Origin of the sequence: Kitasatospora sp. NPDC127111 (assembly GCF_042677465.1) — a bacterium.
Classification (GTDB): Bacteria; Actinomycetota; Actinomycetes; order Streptomycetales; family Streptomycetaceae; genus Kitasatospora.
In genome coordinates this window covers 71,053-91,109 of record NZ_JBHXTG010000029.1, presented here as the reverse complement: position 1 = coordinate 91,109, position 20,057 = coordinate 71,053, and the positions used below count along the sequence as shown (strand labels likewise).

21 protein-coding genes and 1 other RNA gene are annotated in these 20,057 nt (G+C 75.9%); 11 read left to right on the top strand and 11 right to left on the bottom strand.

Going from position 1 to position 20,057, the window contains the following annotated elements; translation table 11 throughout:
- Positions 1-68: 68 nt before the first annotated feature.
- The 3 genes from ACFVHB_RS19475 to lanL all read right to left on the bottom strand — a co-directional run bounded on the left by ACFVHB_RS19475 (position 69) and on the right by lanL (position 5,541).
- Entirely contained in the window at positions 69-212 is a 144-nt protein-coding gene (locus tag ACFVHB_RS19475; protein ID WP_153882823.1) for a VenA family class IV lanthipeptide, read from the bottom strand.
- Between the two features lie 146 nt (positions 213-358).
- Complete coding sequence (locus ACFVHB_RS19470) at positions 359-2,383, bottom strand: alpha/beta fold hydrolase (protein ID WP_380323294.1); 2,025 nt, start codon at positions 2,381-2,383, stop codon at positions 359-361.
- Entirely contained in the window at positions 2,380-5,541 is a 3,162-nt protein-coding gene (lanL, locus tag ACFVHB_RS19465; protein ID WP_380323291.1) for a class IV lanthionine synthetase LanL, read from the bottom strand. Before lanL ends, ACFVHB_RS19470 begins: the two co-directional genes overlap by 4 nt.
- 620 nt (positions 5,542-6,161) lie before the next feature.
- On the opposite strand from lanL, the gene ACFVHB_RS19460 reads away from it, so the two are divergent.
- Genes ACFVHB_RS19460 through ACFVHB_RS19450 form a run of 3 tightly spaced genes read left to right on the top strand, consistent with a single transcriptional unit; the run spans position 6,162 to position 8,927 of the window.
- Positions 6,162-6,998: a Nif3-like dinuclear metal center hexameric protein gene (locus tag ACFVHB_RS19460; protein ID WP_380323288.1), complete on the top strand. Its 837-nt coding sequence runs from the start codon at positions 6,162-6,164 to the stop codon at positions 6,996-6,998.
- Between the two features lie 23 nt (positions 6,999-7,021).
- Positions 7,022-7,765: a zinc ribbon domain-containing protein gene (locus ACFVHB_RS19455; protein ID WP_380323285.1), complete on the top strand. Its 744-nt coding sequence runs from the start codon at positions 7,022-7,024 to the stop codon at positions 7,763-7,765.
- 4 nt (positions 7,766-7,769) lie between these two features.
- Positions 7,770-8,927, top strand: coding sequence for a bifunctional RNase H/acid phosphatase (locus ACFVHB_RS19450; RefSeq protein WP_380323282.1), 1,158 nt, complete (start codon positions 7,770-7,772; stop codon positions 8,925-8,927).
- A 60-nt stretch (positions 8,928-8,987) separates the two neighbouring features.
- On the opposite strand, the gene yaaA is transcribed toward ACFVHB_RS19450, so the two are convergent.
- Together yaaA and ACFVHB_RS19440 are read right to left on the bottom strand one after the other, a co-directional pair.
- Positions 8,988-9,773, bottom strand: a complete 786-nt coding sequence (gene yaaA, locus ACFVHB_RS19445; RefSeq protein WP_380323279.1) for a peroxide stress protein YaaA — start codon at positions 9,771-9,773, stop codon at positions 8,988-8,990.
- A gap of 121 nt (positions 9,774-9,894) precedes the next feature.
- Positions 9,895-10,335 (bottom strand): DUF3995 domain-containing protein, encoded by a 441-nt coding sequence (locus ACFVHB_RS19440; protein ID WP_380323276.1) that lies wholly within the window; start codon positions 10,333-10,335, stop codon positions 9,895-9,897.
- 138 nt (positions 10,336-10,473) lie between these two features.
- Here ACFVHB_RS19440 and ACFVHB_RS19435 point away from each other — a divergent pair, with 138 nt between their 5' ends.
- From ACFVHB_RS19435 to rnpB, 5 genes are all read left to right on the top strand, one after another.
- Positions 10,474-10,854: a hypothetical protein gene (locus ACFVHB_RS19435; RefSeq protein ID WP_380323273.1), complete on the top strand. Its 381-nt coding sequence runs from the start codon at positions 10,474-10,476 to the stop codon at positions 10,852-10,854.
- The gene (locus ACFVHB_RS19430; RefSeq protein ID WP_380323270.1) at positions 10,851-11,222 is read left to right on the top strand and encodes a type II toxin-antitoxin system death-on-curing family toxin; all 372 of its coding nucleotides are present in this window, start codon (positions 10,851-10,853) and stop codon (positions 11,220-11,222) included. Before ACFVHB_RS19435 ends, ACFVHB_RS19430 begins: the two co-directional genes overlap by 4 nt.
- Positions 11,223-11,283: 61 nt before the next feature.
- Entirely contained in the window at positions 11,284-12,759 is a 1,476-nt protein-coding gene (locus ACFVHB_RS19425; protein ID WP_380323267.1) for an RNB domain-containing ribonuclease, read from the top strand.
- Between the two features lie 26 nt (positions 12,760-12,785).
- Entirely contained in the window at positions 12,786-14,297 is a 1,512-nt protein-coding gene (locus tag ACFVHB_RS19420) for an MFS transporter (RefSeq protein ID WP_380323264.1), read from the top strand.
- 13 nt (positions 14,298-14,310) lie between these two features.
- An RNA gene (rnpB, locus tag ACFVHB_RS19415) (RNase P RNA component class A) lies at positions 14,311-14,709 on the top strand.
- 99 nt (positions 14,710-14,808) lie between these two features.
- On the opposite strand, the gene ACFVHB_RS19410 is transcribed toward rnpB, so the two are convergent.
- Positions 14,809-15,069, bottom strand: a complete 261-nt coding sequence (locus tag ACFVHB_RS19410; RefSeq protein WP_380323261.1) for a Prokaryotic metallothionein — start codon at positions 15,067-15,069, stop codon at positions 14,809-14,811.
- Positions 15,070-15,234: 165 nt separating this feature from the next.
- On the bottom strand, positions 15,235-15,633 hold the full coding sequence (locus ACFVHB_RS19405) for an ACT domain-containing protein (RefSeq protein ID WP_380323258.1): 399 nt from the start codon (positions 15,631-15,633) through the stop codon (positions 15,235-15,237).
- Positions 15,634-15,796: 163 nt separating this feature from the next.
- Here ACFVHB_RS19405 and ACFVHB_RS19400 point away from each other — a divergent pair, with 163 nt between their 5' ends.
- Positions 15,797-16,465, top strand: a complete 669-nt coding sequence (locus ACFVHB_RS19400; RefSeq protein WP_380323255.1) for a PadR family transcriptional regulator — start codon at positions 15,797-15,799, stop codon at positions 16,463-16,465.
- Between the two features lie 36 nt (positions 16,466-16,501).
- On the opposite strand, the gene ACFVHB_RS19395 is transcribed toward ACFVHB_RS19400, so the two are convergent.
- Entirely contained in the window at positions 16,502-16,657 is a 156-nt protein-coding gene (locus tag ACFVHB_RS19395) for a hypothetical protein (protein WP_380323252.1), read from the bottom strand.
- 76 nt (positions 16,658-16,733) lie between these two features.
- Complete coding sequence (locus ACFVHB_RS19390; RefSeq protein WP_380323249.1) at positions 16,734-16,964, bottom strand: hypothetical protein; 231 nt, start codon at positions 16,962-16,964, stop codon at positions 16,734-16,736.
- Between the two features lie 427 nt (positions 16,965-17,391).
- Between ACFVHB_RS19390 and ACFVHB_RS19385 the strand changes: the two genes are divergently transcribed.
- A complete protein-coding gene (locus ACFVHB_RS19385; RefSeq protein ID WP_380323247.1) occupies positions 17,392-18,093 on the top strand; it encodes a bifunctional DNA primase/polymerase in 702 nt (233 codons plus the stop codon).
- Positions 18,094-18,136: 43 nt separating this feature from the next.
- Here the strand turns inward: ACFVHB_RS19385 and map are convergent, their stop codons facing one another.
- Positions 18,137-18,982, bottom strand: a complete 846-nt coding sequence (map, locus tag ACFVHB_RS19380) for a type I methionyl aminopeptidase (protein WP_380323244.1) — start codon at positions 18,980-18,982, stop codon at positions 18,137-18,139.
- 110 nt (positions 18,983-19,092) lie between these two features.
- Between map and ACFVHB_RS19375 the strand changes: the two genes are divergently transcribed.
- Positions 19,093-19,326: a hypothetical protein gene (locus tag ACFVHB_RS19375; protein ID WP_380323241.1), complete on the top strand. Its 234-nt coding sequence runs from the start codon at positions 19,093-19,095 to the stop codon at positions 19,324-19,326.
- A 3-nt stretch (positions 19,327-19,329) separates the two neighbouring features.
- On the opposite strand, the gene ACFVHB_RS19370 is transcribed toward ACFVHB_RS19375, so the two are convergent.
- Positions 19,330-20,004 carry a GNAT family N-acetyltransferase gene (locus ACFVHB_RS19370; protein ID WP_380323238.1) on the bottom strand — a complete coding sequence of 225 codons (675 nt, stop codon included), beginning with the start codon at positions 20,002-20,004 and terminating at the stop codon, positions 19,330-19,332.
- Positions 20,005-20,057 lie beyond the last annotated feature (53 nt).

The window sequence follows — 20,057 nt, the reverse complement described above, 5'->3', positions numbered from 1 at the left end:
GTCCGGACAGGCGGGAACGGCGCCCGGGGTCACCGCGCGAGCGGGTGACCGGCTGCTGCCGTGCGCGACTAGCTGATCGTGAAGATCAGGCAGGTCAGGATGAGACAGGTGTACTGGCAGCCGCCGCCGTGGCCGGTCAGCTCGACGGACTCGGTCTCGGGCAGCTCCTGCAGGGCCGCGAGGTCGGTCTCGAAGTCCACCATGTTCTCCATGATCGGGTTCCTCCCCGGGTGCTGACGCCCGCCGCGACCTGCGGTACGGGCGTTCGGTGGTGCGCCCCGCGGCGGCCTCCATCCACCACCGCGGGTACCGCCCCGGGCCCGTCGGGCCCGGGAGTCTGTGTGGGCAGGGCCGGGTGCTATCCCGGCCGGCCGGTCCGCAGGAAGGCGGCCAGCAGCTCGTGCAGCACGGCGGCGCCGTCCTCGGCCAGCACCTCGTGGCCGGCGCCGGCCGCCTCGACGTAGCGGAAGTCGGCGCCCTCGCTGCGGCCGATCCGCAGCAACTCGTGCCGCAGCGAACGGGACTGGCTCACCGGGACGACCTCGTCCCGGTCACCGTGGACCACCAGCAGCGGCGCGCCGATCCGGTGCGCGAGCTGGAGCACGTCACGCGGGCCGCGGGCGTCGGCGATCGGCTCGCCGCCGCCCAGTCGGGTGGTCAACGCCCGCACGGGGGGCGCGGCTTCGGCCAGCAGCCGGGCGCCGGAGAGGAACGGCGCGACCACCGCGCACCGCGCGACCTGCTCGGCCGGCGCGTGCGCGGCCGTCAGCAGGGCGAGGAACGCGCCGTAGCTGACGCCGAACAGGGCCGGCGGCTCCAGGCCGAGCGCGGCGCGCTGACCCGCGAGGGCGTCCAGCAGGTACAGGATGTCGTCGAGGTCCGGCCCGCCCCAGGCGCCCCGGATGGCCATCGCGTGCGCCACCCCGTAGCCGGTGGAGCCGCGTTGGTTCGGCGCGAGGACGGCGAGGCCCTCGGCCGCCATCCGTTGCAGCGCGGGGTCGAACTCCAGCCGCCAGGCGTCCGCCGGGCCGCCGTGCAGCGCGAGCACCAGGTGCGGGCTGCTCAGCCAGGCGTCACCGCCGTACACCACGGCCTCCAACGGGCCCGCCGGACCGGCGAGTTCGAGACTCTGGGCCGGGTGCCAGCGGCCGCCGTCACCGGGCTGGGTGGAGCCGTCCAGCCGCCAACCGGCCGGGGCCGCGGCCCGCGGGGCGCGCGGCACGCCGGGCTGCCAGGGCAGGATGGTGTCCCGCCAGGGGGTCGGCAGGCCGGAGGCGGGCTGCCCGCAGCCGAGCGGGGCCAGCTGCAGCGGCAGCGGTAGCGGCATCGGGCCGGACCCGGCGGCGGCCGGCCCCTGGGCCAGCAGCGCGTCCACGTCCAGCGTTGCCAGCGCGGCCGGGTGGTCGGGGGCGGAGTACGGCATCCGCAGGCCGGCCTCGGACCAGTGTCCGACCGCGCCGAGCCGTCCGGCCGGCACCGGCAGCGGGTCCAGCCGTCCGGCGGCGGGCCGCCACACCGCCAGCGCCGAGCCCGCGCCGTGGTCGATCTGGATCACCACCCGGGCGCCGTCCGGCCCGGGCCGCACGGCCACCGGGCGCAGGAACACGCCCGCCACGTGCAGGCACTCCGGGAACCGCAGCGGTTCGCCGCCGTCCAGCACGCCCCAGCCGAGCCGGTCGGTGCCGGGCGCATCGCTGCGGACGATCGCGAAGCGGCTGTCCGGGTCGAACAGCACCAGCCGGTCGTTGCTGTGCTCGCCGATCTCCAGCAGCGGGGTGACGGCGCCGCTGCGCAGGTCCAGGACGACGGTGCGGACGGCGCCCTCGCTGACCCGGTCGAGCGCCAGCAGCGCGCCGGTGTGGTCGAGCCAGACGCCGCCGCCGTGCAGGCCGGGGATCTCGGCGACCTGCCGGGGCTCGCTGCCGTCGGCCGTCACCAGCCAGACCGTGGTGGCCGGGCGGGTGTCGCTGCCCAGCGCGACGGCGACCGGGGCGCCGGGCCCCGCCGGGGCCTGGGCCGGAAGCGGCAGCACCCGCAGGCCGGGGCGCTTCAGGGTGGCCAACTGCCGCTCGGTGGTGGCCGGTTCGTGGCCCGGCGCGGCGGCGTCGAGCACCACCAGGTCGTGCCGCTCGCCGTCGTGCCGGCAGACCAGGACGGAGCCGTCCGGGAGCGCGACCAGCTGCGAGCGCAGGTGTTCGGACCGGTTGCCCGGCAGGGTCAGGGCGAGCGGGAGGGCCGGGCCGCTCGCCGGCAGTCGCCAGCTCTCCGCGTACCAGCCGCCGTCGGCCGCGGAGGCGAGGCAGGCGGCGTGGCCGCCGTCGGCGGCGAAGGTGAAGCTGAGACGGCGCAGGGCCTGCGTCGCGGTCCGGGTGGCCACGGTCATGTCGCCCTCGCCTCGTCGGGACCGCCGTGGTCGTCGGGACCGCCCGGGCCGTCCGCGCTCGGGCCGTCCGCACCCCGACCGTTGGCCTTCGGGTCGTCCGCACCCCGGCCGTTGGCCGTCGGGCCGTCCGCGCTCGGGCGGGCCGCTGCGGGTGGCAGTCCGGGGGCGCCGGCCGGGAACGACGGCGGCACCGGGTCCACCCAGAGCCGGGGGCCGCCGTGCCGCAGCCGCAGCAGGAAGGCGAGCGCACCCGCCGTGCCGGTCCCGTACGCGGCGGCGCAGCCGGTGCCGGTCTCGTCCGGCAGTACCAGCAGGCCGTTCCGCAGCGCCGTCCGGGCGGTGATCAGCTGGCCCAACTCCTCGGCTCCGGAGCGGAAGTCGGGAGAGCCGGTGGCCTCGGCCAGGTCGAGCAGGTACTCGCCGTCGCCGGCCAGCCCGTGGCAGGCGCTGACGCCGCAGTGCCAGCGTCCGGCGAGCACCGCCCGGCCGGCGGCGAGGGCGAGTTCGCGGGCGCCCGCGTCGCCGGTGACCTGCCAGAGCCGGAGCAGGAAGGTGCCCGCGCCGGACGAGCCGCTGCACCAGTGGGCGAGCCTGACCTGCTCGGGGTCGTCGGCGTCCTGCGGCCACCAGGCGCTCTCCTCCGCGCCGGCGCCGAACTCCCGCCGGACGGTGGCCGCGAGCGTCCGCCCGGCCTCGGCGGCGCCGTCGAGCAGCGCCCGGTCGCCGGTGGCCTCGGCGGCGGACAGCAGGAACGCGCCGACGCCCGCCACCCCGTGGGCGAAGCCGAGGTGGGTGATTCCGGCGAGCGCCGAGTCGAAGTCCTCGGGGACGGGCCAGACCGTGCCGTACGGCGTCGGCCGGCCGGCGGCGAGCAGGCGGTGCCCGCAGTGCGCCGCCCGGGCCAGGAACCGCCGGGCGGAGTCCGGGCCCAGATCGGCCGCGGCGAAGCGCAGTTGGAGGAAGCCCGCGCCCGCGGCGCCGTGGCAGACGTCCGGGTTGGGCCACTCGACGGCTATCCGGCGGGCCAGCCCGGCGGCGCGTTCGGCGAGCGGCCGGTCGGCCAGCGCCCCGGCGGCGTCCAGCAGCGCCCAGGCGGCGCCCGAACGCCCGAAGTGCAGCCCCGGCAGGACGACCGGCTCGTCGGCGCAGCGGCGCTCGATCCACTCGACGGCCGTCCGCGTCGTCTGCCGGGCCTGCGCCCGGAGCTCGTCCGGCAGCCCGTCGGTCACCGCGGCGCGGGCGAGCAGCGCCAGGACGCCGGCGGCGCCGTGCTGCACGTTGCACGGGTCGGACCGCTCGCCGGCCGGGACGGTCGGCCAGAGCCGGTCGCGCCGCAGCGGCGTGGCGGTCGCGGCGAGGTGCCGCAGGCCGTCGTGCAGGACCCGGTCGACGACGGATCCGCCACCGGCCGGCGAGGCGCAGGCTGCGGAAGCGCCGGTCGCGGAAGCGTCGACCACCGAGGCGCCGACTGCCGGAGCGCCGGCTGCCGGGGCACCGGCCGCGGAGGTGTCGGCCGCCGAGGCGGCACCCCCCGCGAGGGCCTCCCGGACCTGGTGCAGGCTCCACCGCTGCTCCGGCTCCTCGGCCCGCAGCCCCAGCACCGCCGGCGCGAGCCGCCGCGCGGTGTCGCCGGAGCGGGCGGCGAGGGCGAGCCAGCGGCCGAGCCGGTCGGCGACCGGACGGGCCAGCGGCAGGTCCTCGGGCAGCAGCGGGTCGTGCCCGGTGGCGAGCAGGAAGAAGAGGCCGCCCAGCGCGTACAGGTCCGCGGCCGGCTCGGCCACGCAGATGCCGCCCCCGGCCGGCCCACCCGCCCTGAGCCCGTTCGCGAGCCCGTTCGGGCGCCCGTTCGCGAACCCGGGCGGGACCAGGGCGAGCCGCCCCGGCCCCTGCTCGGGGGCCCGGTAACCGGGGGTGCCGGCCGAGCCGGCGCGGCGCCCGGCCTCGGCGGCCAGCTCCAGGTCGACCAGCCGCAGCGTCCCGTCGGGCTGCACCAGGACGTTGCCGGGGGAGAGGTCGCGGAGCACCAGGCCCAGCTCGTGCACCCGCTCGACGAGGTCGAGCAGCGCGTGCACCAGCGGACCGGCCTCGGCCCAGTCGACGTCCGGGCTGCCGTCGCGCCGCAGCCGGGCGCTGACCCAGCTGCCGAGCGGCTGCCCGGCGATTCGTTCCTGCACCAGGAACAGCGAGTCGTCCTGCTCGATCAGCTCGACCGGCCGCGGCGCCAGCTCCAACCCCTCCAGCCGGGTGAGCAGCGCGGCCTCGTGCCGGAGCGCGGCACGGGCGTCGGTACCGGCCCGGTCCACCTCGATGTGCGCGCGGGCCTGCTTGACCACGACCTCCGCACCGCCGTCGGTGTCCCGGCCGTGGAAGACGCCGCCCTTGGCGCCGTGCCGGATCGCGCCGGTGATCACGTACCGCCCGGCCAGCAGCACCCCGCCGGCCCCGCGCCGGGGCGCGGCCGGCTTGCCCGCCCCCGGCCCGCGTCCCTCGGCGGGCAGCCCGCGCCCCTCCGCCAGCGGGTCGCGCGCCCACGGCGGACAGCGGTACGACGCGCCGCGCACGTCCTCGACCCGCTCGCCGCCCGGCCCGCGCAGCATCGACCGGTACCCGCCGTCGTTGCCCAGTTCGGCGCGGGCCGCGAAGGCGCCGTACCGGTAGTGGACGCGGCTGCCGGGCCGGTACGGGCGGTCGGAGAGCACGACCGGCCCGGGCAGGCCGTCGGTCGCCCTGTGCAGCGCGGCCGCCAGCCGCCGGAACTGCTCCTCGCCCTCCGGGTAGACGGTGACGAACTTGCCGGCCGAACCACGGTCGCTGTTGCGCGAGTTCAGCTCGTGGAGCTGCTCCGGCCCGGTGGCGAACTTGAACGCGCAGGGGTCGTCGGCCAGGACGTCGGCGACGGCGGTCAGCACCGCGCCCCCGACCGCCGACGCCGCGCTGACGTGGATCTTCCAGCCCTCGTCGGCGAGTTCCGCGGCGGACGGCCTGGCCGTGCACCAGAAGCCCTCGACGGTGACCTCCCAGTCCCCGTCGCCTCCCCGGCCTCCGGTGGTACCGGCCAGTGCCGCCCGCGCGACCTCCGGCCACGCGCCGCCCGCCTGCGGCCCGCGGCCCGCCGATCCCGTTCCCCCGGCCGTCCGAAGCGATGTGCCCGCCCCCATCCGCTCTCACATCCCTTCGTCTCGTCCGGTGCCCGCAGGTGCCCACTGCTCCGGCACCCGGGCACCCGGCCACGGCCTGATCGGTTCTCGGAAGTACGGGAGCGCCGCCCAGGCCGCCTCCGCCGAGGGCCCCGCCAAGGCCCGGCGCGGGCCCCCGCTGACCTGGGCCCGCGCGCCGGCGGAGCGCCTTCCCGACCCCCCGGTCGGGGCAACTCCCGTTCGCAGAAGTGAAGTTACTTTCGGTTTTGGCGCGGACTCAACGCGTAGCGAGTCACTTCACTCGTAAGGGTGATCTCGGCACCGTTTCGAATATGTACGAGCCGTTCGCTGTGAGCGGTGATCCCCGCGTACCCCGGCGGAAAGGGCGCCCGGGCGGCCCGCGGGCGGCGCCGGCGCCGTGCCCGGGCGCCGTCCGAACGCGCCCGACCGCGGGTTGACGCGCACCTGTGCGTCCCGTCCCCCACACCGGGCACGGCGCCCGTTCCCGTCGCCCGCACCGGGGGCGCGCCCGTTCGCGGCCCCGGGGGGGCCGGGCCGGGGCGCCGTCCGGCCCGGCCCGCGGCCCGGAACGCCCCGGCCGGGCGGCTCGGGCGCCCCCGCGCGCACGGTAGTCTCGACAGGTGCCGAAACTGTCCGACGTCATCACCGCGCTCGAAGAGGTCTACCCGCCGCAGTGGGCGGAGTCCTGGGACGCCGTCGGCCTGGTCTGCGGAGACCCTCAGGCCGAGGTCCGCCGCGTGCTCTTCGCCGTCGACCCCGTGCAGGCGGTCGTCGACGAGGCCGTCGAGTGGGGCGCCGACCTGGTGGTCACCCACCACCCCCTCTACCTGCGCGGCACCACCACCGTCGCCGCCACCACCTTCAAGGGCCGGGTCGTGCACACGCTGATCCGCAACGGGATCGCCCTGCACGTGGCGCACACCAACGCCGACCACGCCGACCCGGGCGTCTCGGACGCGCTGGCCGAGGCGGTCGGCGTCCGGGTCACCGGACCGCTGGTGCCGGACCCGACCGACCCGCTGGGCCGCCGGGGCGCCGGGCGGGTCGGCCTGCTGGAGCCGCCGATCACGCTCTCGGCCTTCGCCGCGCAGGTCGCCAAGGGCCTGCCCGCCACCGCCGCCGGCGTCCGGGTCTCCGGTGACCCGAACCGCCTGGTCAGCCGGGTCGCGGTGTGCGGCGGCTCGGGCGACAGCCTGTTCGCCGAGGTGCGGGCGGCCGGCGTCGACGCCTATCTGACCGCCGACCTGCGCCACCACCCGGCCTCCGAGGCCGCCGAGGCGGCGCCGATCGCACTGCTCGACGCGGCGCACTGGGCCACCGAGTGGCCCTGGCTCACCCTGGCCGAGCAGGCGCTGCAAGGCGCCGCCGGGAAGCGGGGCTGGGCCGTGGAGACCAAGGTCTCCCACCAGGTCACCGACCCGTGGACCGCGCACGCCCCCATGTCCTTCACCGCCTGACCCGATTCACAGGAGCTCTCCGCTTGAACGCCGCGCCCGCCGACCAGATCCGCCTGCTCGACCTCCAGGCCATCGACTCGAAGCTCGACCAGCTGGCCCACCGGCGTCGCAGCCTGCCCGAGCACGCCGAGATCGAGAAGGCCACCGCCGACCACACCGCGCTCAAGGACCTGGTGGTCGCCGCCCAGGCCCAGCAGGGTGACACCGCCCGCGAGCTGACCAAGGCCGAGCAGGACGTCGAGCAGGTCCGCGCCCGGTCCGCCCGCAACCAGCAGCGGCTGGACTCCGGCGCGATCACCTCGCCGAAGGACCTGGAGAACCTCCAGCACGAGATCGGCTCGCTGGCCAAGCGCCAGGGCGACCTCGAGGAGGTCGTGCTGGAGATCATGGAGCGGCTGGAGTCCGCCCAGACCCGGGTCACCGAGCTGACCGCGCGCCTGGAGCACTCCACCGTCGTGCTCACGGAGGCCGAGGCGCGCCGCGACGCCGCCTTCGCCGAGATCGACGCCGAGGCGGAGAAGGTCCGGCGTGACCGCGAGACCGTCGCCGCCGTCATCCCGGCCGACCTGCTGAAGGTCTACACCAAGCTGCGCGAGCAGCAGGGCGGCGTCGGCGCGGCCCGCCTCTACCAGCGCCGCTGCGAGGGCTGCCGCACCGAGTTCTCCATCACCGAGCTGAACGCCATCAAGGCCGAGCCGGCCGACAAGGTGGTCCGTTGCGAGAACTGCTCGCGGATCCTGGTCCGCACCGCCGACTCGGGCGTCTGACGCGGTGGCGGGGCGCAGGCTCATCGTCGAGGCCGACGGCGGCTCCCGGGGCAACCCGGGGCCGGCCGGCTACGGCGCGGTGGTCCGGGACGGTGACACCGGCCTGATCATCGCCGAGGCCGCCGGGTTCATCGGCCACGCCACCAACAACGTGGCCGAGTACAGGGGCCTGATCGCCGGTCTGAAGGCGGCCCGGGAGATCGACCCGGACGCCTCGGTGGACGTGCGGATGGACTCCAAGCTGGTGGTCGAGCAGATGTCCGGGCGCTGGAAGATCAAGCACCCCGACATGCAGCCGCTCGCCGCCGAGGCCCGGACGATCCTCCCGCGCGGCCAGGTCAAGTACACCTGGATCCCGCGCGAGAAGAACAAGGACGCCGACCGGCTCGCCAACGAGGCGATGGACGCCGGCAAGGCCGGCCGCCAGTGGGAGCCGAAGCCGCTGAAGGCCGCCGCCCCGGTGGTGGCCGAGCCGGCCGCCGAGCCGCCGCTGGAGAAGGCCGTGCCGAAGGCCGGCTGGGCCGCCCCCGCCGACCTCGGCACCCCGACCACCTTCGTCCTGCTCCGCCACGGCGAGACCCACCTCACCCCGGAGAAGCGTTTCTCCGGCAGCGGCGGCAGCGACCCGGAGCTCTCCGAGAAGGGCCGCTGGCAGGCCGAGCGCGCCGCCGAGGCGCTCGCCGCCCGCGGCTCGGTCCAGGCCGTGGTCGCCTCCCCGATGCGCCGCACCCGGGAGACCGCCGAGATCGTCGCCGCCCGCCTCGGACTGGAGGTCCGGTACGAGGACGGCCTGCGCGAGGTCGATTTCGGTGCCTGGGAGGGCCTCACCTTCGCCGAGGTGCGGGAGCGCTACCCGGACGACCTCACCGCCTGGCTCGGCTCGCCCAAGGCCAAGCCGACCGGCAGCGCCGAGAGCTTCGCCACGCTCACCCACCGGGCCGGGGTCGCCCGCGACAAGATCCTCGCCCGCTACCCCGGCAAGACGGTGCTGGTGGTCTCGCACGTCAGCCCGATCAAGACGCTGGTCCGGCTCGTGCTCGGCGCCCCGCCGGACTCGCTCTACCGGATGGAGCTGTCCGCCGCCTCGCTCTGCGCCGTCCAGTACTACGCGGACGGCAACGCCTCGCTGCGGCTGCTCAACGACACCGGGCACCTGCGCTGACACGGCCGGTGGCGGGCCCCCGAGAGGAACCGCCACCGGCCGTCGGCACGCTCCGGCGGGTCAGTGCACCTCGGTGACCACCACGTCCAGCTGCCAAGCCTTGCGCGCGGTGCCCTCCGCCGCGACCTCCACCCGGTGGCCCAGCTCCAGCAGCGCGTCCACCAGCTCGCCGGGCGTCTTCGGCTCGGCGCCCGCCACCAGCAGGTCGCGGACCAGCCGACCCTTGGTCGCCTTGTTGAAGTGGCTCACCACGGTGCGCTTGCCGTTCCGCTCCTGGAGCACCCGGACGCTCGCCGTCCGGGAGGCCACCTCGCCGGCCGGCTTCCACGCCGCCGCGTACGCCGAACTGCGCAGGTCGAGCACCAGCCCGTCCGCCACCTCCGGCAGCACGGAGGCCATCGCGCCCCGCCAGTAGGCCCCGAGCGCCCCCAGGCCGGGGAGCTTCACACCCATCGAGCAGCGGTAGGACGGGATCCGGTCGCCGATCCGCACCGCGCCCCAGAGCCCCGAGAACACCAGCAGCGAACGCCCGGCCCGGTCGTACGCGGCCTCGTCCAGCGTGGCCAGGCCGAGGTTGTCGAACAGCACCCCGGTGTACACCTCGCCGGCCGGCCGCGCACCCGCCGTCGGCAGCCCGGCGTTCTTCGCCACCTCGCCGCGCAGGCCCGGGCTCAGCCCGAGCACCTCGGCGGCGGTGTCCGCGTCCCCGCGGCAGAGGGTGACCAGCGTCTCCAGCACCTGCGCCCGCGCCGCCGTCAGCCCCGGCAGCGACAGCCCGTCGAGCGCCACCGGCACCCCGTCCCCGGACGCGGCCTTGCCCTCCGAGGGCGGCAACAGCACCAGCACAGCGGACTCCTCAACACTTCGTGGCGGACGATCCCCGCCACCCTACGCACAACCACCCCGCTCCCGGGCCCCGGTCCGGCCCGTGGGCGGCCGCCCCACGGCCGGCCCCCGGGCGGTCGCGCTACTTCCGGCCCGCCGCCGCGACCACGGCGGCCCCGGTGCCGAGGGCGAGGCACAGCGGCGAGTAGTACCGGGTGTCCAGCCGCCGGAACCGCTCCGAGCGCGCCACCAGGCCGCCGCCGACCAGCACCAGCCCGCCCGCGCCCCGCGCCAGCATCACCCCGGCGACCGCCCGCACCCCCTGCCGCCGCACCCGGGCCGGCCCGGCCTCCGGCAGCACGCCGGCCTCCGCGCCCACCAGGTACGCCGCCGCACCGAGCAGCCCGGCCACCGCCACGCACGCCGCCGCCGGTGGCATCCCGCCGTCCGTACCGGCCACCGCGTCCGCGAACTCCTCCGGCGTCCGCAGCGGCCACGGCGTCACCGCCCACACCGCGTGCAGCGCTCCCGTCGCCGCCAGCACCCCGGCCACCGCCGCCCCCGTGACCTTCACCGCACCCATCGCCGAACCCCCTCCGCCGCACACCGATGACCCGCCCCACGCTACGACTCCTTACGCGCCCGCCGCGCCGCCCCCGCAAATCGGTGGTCGCCGCCGCCGGCCCGCTCTACCGTCGACCTGGACAAGGAGAGTGACGACATGACCCTGCGCCCCCTGGACCTGGTCCCCGGTGACGACGACGCCGTGGAGGAGTCCCTGCCCGTCCGCCTGCCCGCCGACCTGCCGGCCGGGACCAGGCAGGCCCTGGAGTTCGCGCTGCAGGCGGCCGCCCGGGCGGTCCTGGCCGGCCGGGTGCGGGTCACCGGGGCGCCGGACGAGGACGACCGCGCCGAGCTGGCCTTCGACGTGCGCCAGTCCGAACTGCCGGACGCGCTGGCCGAGCAGCCGGGGCCCGAGCAGCCGGGGCCCGAGCAGCCGGACGCCCAGCCGGCGCCGAGCCGCGCCGAACGCCGCGCCGCCATGGTCGGCCGGATCCGCGCGGCCAACGCGGAGACGCTGGAGAGGCTCAAGGACCTGTGACCGAGTACCTCGACCTGGAGGACGTCACCTACCTGGCCGGCGGCCCGGAGAACATCCGCGACCTCGGCGCGCTGCACTCCGCCCTCGGCCGTCCGCGGGCGAGCGTCTTCGGCCGGGACGCCTACCCGGACCTCTGGACCAAGGCCGCCGCCCTCGGCCAGAGCCTCGCCCGCAACCACCCGCTGGTCGACCGGAACAAGCGCACCGCCTTCGAGGCGATGCTGCTCTTCCTCGACTACAACGACGAGCCCTACACCGACCCGGACCCGGACGAGGCGGTCGCCTTCATGCTCCGCCTGGCCACCGGCGGCTACGACGACGCGGTCGCCCTCGCCGCTAAGGACCTCCGCTCGATGCTCGGCCGCTGAGCGCGGCGCGTCCGTCGTCCAGGTCCGCCCGGAATCACCCGATTCGCCCTACGCTGCCTCCATGCCTCGCCGAAAACTGCGCGTCAAGGCCGCCGACTCCGCCCGGATCAACGCCGAACTGGCCGAGCTGCGGGCCCACCTGGAGATCCGCGCCGAGTGGCCCGACCCGGTGCTCGCGGAGGCGGAGGAGGCGGCCCGGACACCCCGGCTGCCGGAGTACGACGCGACCGAGCTGCCGCTGTTCACCGTCGACCCTCCCGGCTCCCGGGACCTCGACCAGGCCATGCACCTGACCCACCGCCCGGGCGGCGGCTACCGGGTCCACTACGCGATCGCCGACGTCGCCGCCTTCGTCCGGCCCGGCGGCCTGATCGACGCGGAGGCCCGCCGCCGCGTCCAGACCCTGTACTTCCCGGACCACCGCGTCCCGCTGCACCCAGCCCGGCTCTCCGAGGACGCGGCCAGCCTGCTGCCGGGGGAGACCCGCCCGGCCCTGCTCTGGCAGCTCGACCTGGACGCGGACGGCGCCGTCGTCCTCGCCGACCTGCGCCGCGCCCTGGTCCGCTCGCACCGCCGCCTGGACCACGCCGGGGTGCAGCGCGCCCTCGACGCCGGCGGCGCCGACGAACAGCTCGCCCTGCTGGCCACCGTCGGCCGGCTGCGCGAGGAGCAGGAGCGCGCCCGCGGCGGGATCAGCCTGCCCGTCCCGGAACAGGAGATCGAGGAGACCCTGCACGGCTACGTGCTCGGCTACCGCGCACCCACCCCCGTCGACGGCTGGAACGCGCAGATCTCGCTGCTCACCGGCATGGCCGCGGCCGAGCTGATGCTGGACGCCGGGGTCGGCCTGCTGCGCACCCTGCCCGCCGCCCCGCCGGAGGCGTACCAGCGGCTGCGCCGCACCGCCCGCGCGCTCGACGTCGACTGGCCGGACGGCCTGCCGTACCCCGAGCTGGTCCGCTCGCTCGACCCGGACGTCCCGCTGCACGCCGCGTTCCTCAACGAGTGCACCGGCCTGCTGCGCGGCGCCGGCTACCACGCCTTCGACGAGACCCAGGGCCTGCCGGCGCCGGCCGACCCAGGGCACGCCGCGCTGGCCGCGCCGTACGCGCACTGCACCGCGCCGCTGCGCCGGCTGGGCGACCGGTTCGCGCAGGAGGTCTGCGCGGCCGTCGCCGCCGGCGAGTCGGTGCCCGACTGGGCCCGCGAGGCGCTGCCGGGCGTGCCCGGGCTGATGGCGGGCGGGGACCGCCGCTCGGCCGAGGTCGAGCGGGCCTGCGTGGACCTGGTGGAGGCCGAGCTGCTGGCGGGCCGGGAGGGGGAGGACTTCCCGGCGCTCGTCATCGACGTGGACGAGCAGCGGCCCACCCGCGGCACCGTCCAGTTGCGCGAGCCGGCCGTCCGGGCCCGCTGCGACCGGGTCGACGGCGGGTCGGCGGCCGGGAGCGGCGGCGCTCTGCCGCTCGGCGGGCGGATCCTGGCCCGGCTGACGGTGGCCGACCCCGCCACCCGGACGGTCCGCTTCGCCGCGGTCTGATCACGGCCGCGTGGGAGGATCGCATCGTGCCCGCCCCAACTCCCCCCGCGCTTCCCGCGAACCCCGTGGCGCCCGCGCCCGGCCGGCGTCACCGGCTGCTGATCCTGGCGATCTGCTGCCTGAGCCTCTTCATCGTCGGGCTCGACAACACGGTGGTGAACATCGCCCTGCCGGCGATCCAGCAGGACCTCGCCGCGCAGGCCTCCGGCCTGCAGTGGATCATCGACGCCTACACCCTGGTGCTCGCCTCGCTGCTGATGCTGTTCGGCTCGGTGGCCGACCGGATCGGCCGGCGCCGGGTGTTCCAGACCGGCCTGCTGCTGTTCGTGCTCGGCTCGCTGCTCTGCAGCCTGGCGCCGGGTCTGGAGTGGCTGGTGGCGTTCCGGGCGGTGCAGGCCGTCGGCGGTTCGATGCTCAACCCGGTGGCGATGTCGATCATCACCAACACCTTCACCGAGCCGCGCGAACGGGCCCAGGCGATCGGCGTCTGGGGCGGGGTGGTCGGCATCTCGATGGCGCTCGGCCCGCTCCTCGGCGGCTTCCTGGTGCACGGCGCCGGCTGGCCGTCGATCTTCCTGATCAACGTCCCGGTCGGCCTGGCCGCGTGCCTGCTGACGGCCCGCTACGTCCCCGAGTCCCGGGCGCCGCGGCCCCGCCGGCTGGACCCGGTCGGGCAGGTGCTGATGGTGGTGCTGCTCGGCTGCGGCACCGCCGCGATCATCGAGGGCCCCGAGCACGGCTGGACCTCCCCGCTGATCCTCGCGCTGGCCTCGACCGCCCTGGCGGCGCTGGTGGCCTTCCCGCTCTGGGAGCGCCGGGTCGCCGAGCCGCTGGTGGACCCGCGGTTCTTCCGCAGCGCGCCGTTCACCGGCGCCACCGTGACGGCGGTCTGCGCCTTCGCGGCGCTCGGCGGCTTCCTCTTCCTCAACACGCTCTACCTGCAGGACGTCCGCCACTACAGCCCGGTCGAGGCCGGCCTCTGGACGCTGCCGATGGCCGGGATGATGCTGGTCTGCGCGCCGCTCTCGGGCCGGATCGTCGGCAGCCGGGGCCCGCGCGGCCCGCTGGTCGCGGCCGGCCTCGGCCTCGGCGCCAGCGGCCTGCTGCTGACCCGGCTGGCCGCGGACTCCCCGCCCGCCCTGCTGCTGGTCGCCTACGCGCTGTTCGGCTTCGGCTTCGGCATGGTGAACGCGCCGATCACCAACGCCGCCGTCTCCGGCATGCCGCGCGCCCAGGCGGGCGTGGCGGCGGCGGTCGCCTCGACCAGCCGTCAGGTCGGCCAGTCGCTCGGCGTCGCGGTGATCGGCACGGTGGTCGCCTCGGCCGTGGTCGGCCCGGTCGTCACCGGTTTCGCGCCGGCCAGTCACGCCGGCTGGTGGATCGTGACCGGCCTCGGTGCCGCCATCCTCGTCCTCGGCCTGGTCACCACCACCGCCTGGGCCACCGGCACCGCCGCCCGGGTGGCCGCCCGCCTCGGCGGCGAACCGCCCGCCGCCCGGCCCGGCGTTCGGGAGGCCCCGCCCGAGCGGCTACCATGACCACTACGGCGGAAGAGCCGGCCGGGCGGTCGCGACGGGTCCTCAGGACCCGCCGAGGAACGTCCGGGCTCCACAGAGCAGGGTGGTGGGTAACGCCCACCCGGGGTGACCCGCGGGACAGTGCCACAGAAAACAGACCGCCCGCCGCTTCGGCGACGGGTAAGGGTGAAACGGTGGTGTAAGAGACCACCAGCGACCGGGGTGACCCGGCCGGCTCGGTAAACCCCACCTGGAGCAAGGTCAAGATCGGTGCCTCCGGGCGCCGTGCGCGGATGTCCGAGGGCTGCTCGCCCGAGTCCGCGGGTAGACCGCACGAGGCTGTCGGCAACGGCAGCCCTAGATGGATGGCCGCCTCCCCCGGCCGCGCGAGCGACCAGGGAGACAGAACCCGGCGTACAGGCCGACTCTTCCGCCCCTCACCCGCCCCGACCCGGTCGGCGCGGGTGTTCGTGTTCGCGCGGGGGTGTTCCTGCCCGCGTGGCTCCGCGGGTGTTCCTCCGGGGCGGACCGTTCAGGACGACGGGTGGGCGCCGACGGCGTCGCGGATCTGGTCGCCGAGACCGCCGTTGACGCGGGCGCAGTTGGCGCAGCAGAAGAACCGGCCGGCCACTTCCACGCCGTGGCCCACGATCCGGACCTGGCACTGCTCGCAGCGCGGCGCGAGCTTCTCCATCGCGCACTCGAAGCTGTCGAAGGTGTAGGTGTCGCCGGTGATCGTCTTGATCTCGAAGGCGAGCCAGTAGTCGTTGCCGCAGGTGTCGCAGATGGCCATGGTGGCCGTCTCCCTTCCGGTGGGGGCCGCCCGGTCGGGCGCCCGGCCCTTCCCAGTGTCGGAGCGCGGCCCGGGACCGGCCACTCGGGCGTGCCGGGCGCGCACCGGCCGGACGGGTCCGCCGGCGGGTCCGCGCGCGCCGGCCGGGCAGGTCCCGCCGCAGGGTCAGCCGGGCGCGGCCGACAGCTCCTCCAGGGCGCGCACCGCCCGGTCGGCGTCCCCGGCGGCGACGAACAGGTGGTCGTGGTGGAAGCCGGCCACCACGTTGCAGCTGATGCCCTCCTCGGCCAGCCGGCCCGCCACGGCGGCGGTCAGGCCGACGGCCTCCAGCGCCGAGTGGATCTGCAGCGTGATCCAGGCGGCCACGTAGTCGTAGCGCAGGCCGAGCGCGTCCGCCTCCTCCTGGGCCACCACCACCGTCACCCCCTCGGGCTCGGCGACCGTGACCACCGGCCTCATCCCGGCGGGCACCTTCGCGGGCAGCGTGCAGTAGACGTACCGCCCCGGATTGAGCTGCGGGCGCATGCCGCGCAGCAGGGTCGCAAGGTCTCGTTCACCGGCCATGCCCGCCACCGTAACGGCTGGGCCGCCGCGCGGCCCGGTGCGGCGGCCGGGTCGCCGGCCGTGTCGGAAACCGTTGACGAGCGACAGTCACCGATATATCGTCGAGTTATCGAGACAGTGACACGACTGTCCGAACGATCACCATGGAACAGGAGGAGGAGCCATGCGCTCAGGACGACGATTCCGTGACGAGGGCCCGCGCGGCGGCAGGCGCCGCGGGCCGGGCCCGGAGTTCGAGGGGGTGCCCGGGGAGGGCTTCGAGGGGCGCGGCGCGTTCGGCCCCTTCGGCCCGCCGCCGTTCGGCCCGGGGCGCCCGCCGGTCGGGCCGTTCGGCCCCGGCTTCCGCGGGCACGGGGGTCGCGGGCACGGTCCGCGCGGCCGGCGCGGTGGCCGGGCCCGGCGCGGGGACGTGCGCGCCTCGCTGCTCGCGCTGCTGCGCGAGCGGCCGATGCACGGCTACGAGATGATCGCGGAGATCACCGAGCGGACCAACGGCGCCTGGCGGCCGAGCCCGGGCTCGATCTACCCGAACCTCCAACTGCTGGAGGAGGAGGGCCTGATCACCGCGGAGGAGGTCGGCGGCAAGCGGCTCGTCTCGCTCACCGAGGCGGGCCGGGCGGAGGCCGAGTCGGGGCCCGCCGAGCCGTGGGCGGAGGCCGGCCGGGAGGTCGACTGGGAGGCCGTCCAGGAGGTCGGCCAGGCGCTCGGCGCGGTCGACCACGCGATCCGGCAGGTCATGACGACGGGGACGGAGGCGCAGCGCGCCAAGGGCCTCGCGGTGCTCAACGAGGCCCGCAAGAAGCTCTACCTGATCCTCGCCGAGGATGACTGACCGGCCAGGGGGGAGAACGGCGGACGGTGCGGCTGCTCAGGGGCGGACGACGAACAGCGCCACGCACGCGAGCAGCAGCACCGTCCAGCCGAACCAGAGCCAGCCGTTCGGGCCGAGCACCGCGCTGTAGACGCTGACCAGGATCAGCAGTCCGGCGGTGACCGCGGCCACCTGGTGGTTGTGGTGCGTCACCGCCCCGGACCTGGTCCTGGGGTGGTGGGATCGTGCGGTCCTCGCCATGGCCGCCCTCCGGGGAGAGTGGCGGTCGTCACCCGGAGGCGCGGGCGCTGGCCGCCTCGTCGTACTCGTAGCGCCAGTACCAGCGGGCGCCCCGCACCTGCTTGGCCCGGACGTACACCAGTGTGCGCGCGGGAGTCTCCCCGTGCGCGGGGACCGGCACCTTGTAGGTCTTGGGCACGCCGTACATCGGCCCCAGCGGGATCGGGAGGATCCGGCCGTCCAGGGGCCCGCCCACGAATTCGGTGTCCGCGCTCTTCACCCCACCAGGGTCTCACCCCCGTCCGGGTGACCGGCGCCGGAGGCGGTCCCGGGGAGGGCTTGTGACGTGCGGGTGCCGGGAGTGTGACCGGAGAGGCACCGCCCCCGGTCATCCGGAGGCCCCGCGCACCCTTATCCTTCCTGTTACGCCCTCGGGGTTCACCCGGGTCAGCGGGCCCCGTACGGGCCGGGTGAGGCGCACGTCGGTGTGCCCCGCCGGGCCGCCGAGCCGCAGTCTGCGTGCTTCCCCGACTCCGTACCGTGACCCGGGCGTCGGCCGTCCGGTGACCCCGGCTCCGGCCGGCAGGGCGAGGACGGCAGGGCCAGCACCACCCCGGGAAGCAAGCGGGGGGCGCCGCGCGTTGCGTCGGAGTGGTACGTCGAGTGCTGTGTCACACCAGGCACGGCAGTGCGCGGAGAGGGGCCCGATGGAATCCGGCAGCAGGTGGACGACCTGGTGGCAGAAGCGTGATCGTCAGCGGGCCCGCCCGGCCGACGCGGACGGTCCGGCCGCCCGACTGGATCAGCTGCTGGGCGCCGTGCGCGCCGGATTCCCGCTGGCGCCCGCCGCGCACCCGGCCGGCCACCGGTGTTCCTGTGACCGGGTCGCCTGTCCGGCCCCCGCCCAGCACCCGGTCTCCTTCGCCTGGCAGACCCAGGCGACCACCGACCCGGAGCAGGTCGGCCGCTGGCTCTCCCGGGACCCTCAGGCCAACTTCATCACCGCCACCGGCCGCGCCCACGACGTGCTGGACGTGCCCGCCGAGGCCGGCCGGCTGGCCCTGGAGCGGCTCACCGCACTGGGCGTCGAGGGCCCGGTGGCCGCCGTCGGCGAGGACCGCTACCTGTTCTTCACCGCGACCCGGGGCACCCCGGTGGACGAGGACGAGTGGTGGCCGAGCGCGCTCGACTCCACCCCGGACACCATGTCCGAGCACCCCGGCCTGCGCTGGCACTGCCGCGGCTCGTACACCCTGCTGCCGCCGGCCGCGCTGCCGGACGGCTCCGAGGTGCGGTGGCTGCGCGGGCCCGAGCAGCCCCTGCCGGACCCGCTGCGCGTCCTCGACGTGCTGACCGACGCCTGTACCGAGGTGGGCGCCGTCGCCGAGGAGCAGTGGCTCATCGGCTGAGGGCGGCGCCCACCGCGGCGCCGCCCTCCGGGGCGGGTGCCGGCTACGGCAGGGTGAGGATCTCCGCGCCGTCCGCCGTGACCACCAGGGTGTGCTCGAACTGGGCGGTGCGCTTGCGGTCCTTGGTGACGACGGTCCAGCCGTCCGGCCAGATCTCGTAGTCGTAGGTGCCCAGGGTGAGCATCGGCTCGATGGTGAAGGTCATCCCGGGCTTGATCACCTCGGTGGCCCGCTCGCTGTCGTAGTGCGGGATGATCAGGCCGGAGTGGAACGACGTGTTGATGCCGTGCCCGGTGAAGTCCCGCACCACGCCGTAGCCGAAGCGCTTCGCGTAGGACTCGATCACCCGGCCGATCACGTTGATCTGCCGGCCCGGCTTGACCGCCTTGATCGCCCGGTTGAGGGACTCGCGGGTCCGCTCGACCAGCAGCCGGGACTCCTCGTCCACGTCGCCGCAGAGGTAGGTGGCGTTGAGGTCGCCGTGCACCCCGTGGATGTAGGCGGTGGCGTCGATGTTGACGATGTCGCCGTCCTGCAGCACGGTCGAGTCCGGGATGCCGTGGCAGATCACCTCGTTGATCGAGGTGCAGATCGACTTCGGGAAGCCCCGGTAGCCGAGGTCCGACGGGTAGGCGCCGTGGTCGCACATGTACTGGTGGGCGACGGCGTCCAGCGCGTCCGTGGTGACGCCCGGCGCGATCAGCTTGGCGGCCTCCTCCATCGCCCGGGCGGCGATCCGGCTCGCGATCCGCATCTTCTCGATGGTCTCGGCGGTCTGCACCTCGGGCCCGGTGTACGGCGCCGGCGCGGGCCGGCCGACGTACTCGGGGCGCGCGATGTGCGCCGGGACCTTGCGGGTGGGGGACTGGATGCCGGGTACGAGAGCCATGGCCGCGAGTCTATCCGCCGCCCCTGTCGCGCCCGGTTGGTGTGCGGAGACCTCCCGGCCGGGAATGATCGGTACGTCGTGTGTACCGCGCCGAAACGGGAGTGAGCGCCATGCCCCTGGGATTCCACCGCAAGCCGACCGGCAAGCCGGGCGAGTGGTTCTACTGCATCAAGCACGCCAAGGTGGAGGAGGGCCCGGAGTGCCCGGCCAAGGACCGCCTGGGCCCGTACGCCACCCGCGAGGAGGCCGCCCGCGCCCTGGAACTCGCCGACGAGCGCAACCGCGAGTGGAAGAACGACCCGCGCTGGAGCGACAGGACGGAGAACGACGGCCGGCCCGAGTGACCGTCAGTCGCCGTCGGGTTGCTGGTACTTCGCGCTGGTCAGGGGGGCCAGGGTGTGCCAGCCGAGGGCGGTGTAGAGGGCGTGGCCGTCCGGGGTGCCGGCCAGGACGCCGGTCTGGGCGCCCTGGTCGTGGGCGGCGGTGGTGAGGGTGCGGATGACCAGGCTGCCGAGGCCGCGGCGGCGGTGCCCGGGGGAGGTCTCGATCTGGTCGACGACGGCGGTCGCGCCGGTGGGGGCGATCTGGCCGCGGGCCGCCAGGGCGCCGTCGGGGGCGGTGACCAGGGCGCGGATCACGCCGCCGCGGGTCCAGGTGCGCAGGCGGTAGCCGTCCGGGGCGGTCAGCCGGTGGGCGGGCGCCGGGGTCAGCGGGGTGGTCATCAGGTAGCCGGGTTCCGGGTCGATCCACCAGTCGGGCCCGAGCCAGGGGGCGACGGCCGCCGGGTCGGCGAAGACCTTGAGCCACGTCCCCTCGGCGCGGACCGCACCCGCGACCTTGCGCACGTCGGCCTCCCGTACGGCGTCACCGGTGGCGTCGAGGACGTGCCGGGTGACGTGGCCGGACACGCCCACGTCGATGGTGTAGCCCCAGGGTTCGACCACGGGCGGCGCCGCCGACCGCGACACGATCCACCCGTCGACCCAGCTGCGGACGACGTTCTCCGTCGTGGTCCGGAGCACGGCCCACCCCCTCCGTTCGGCGTGTCTGTACGAGGCTCAGCGTAATAGGTGCA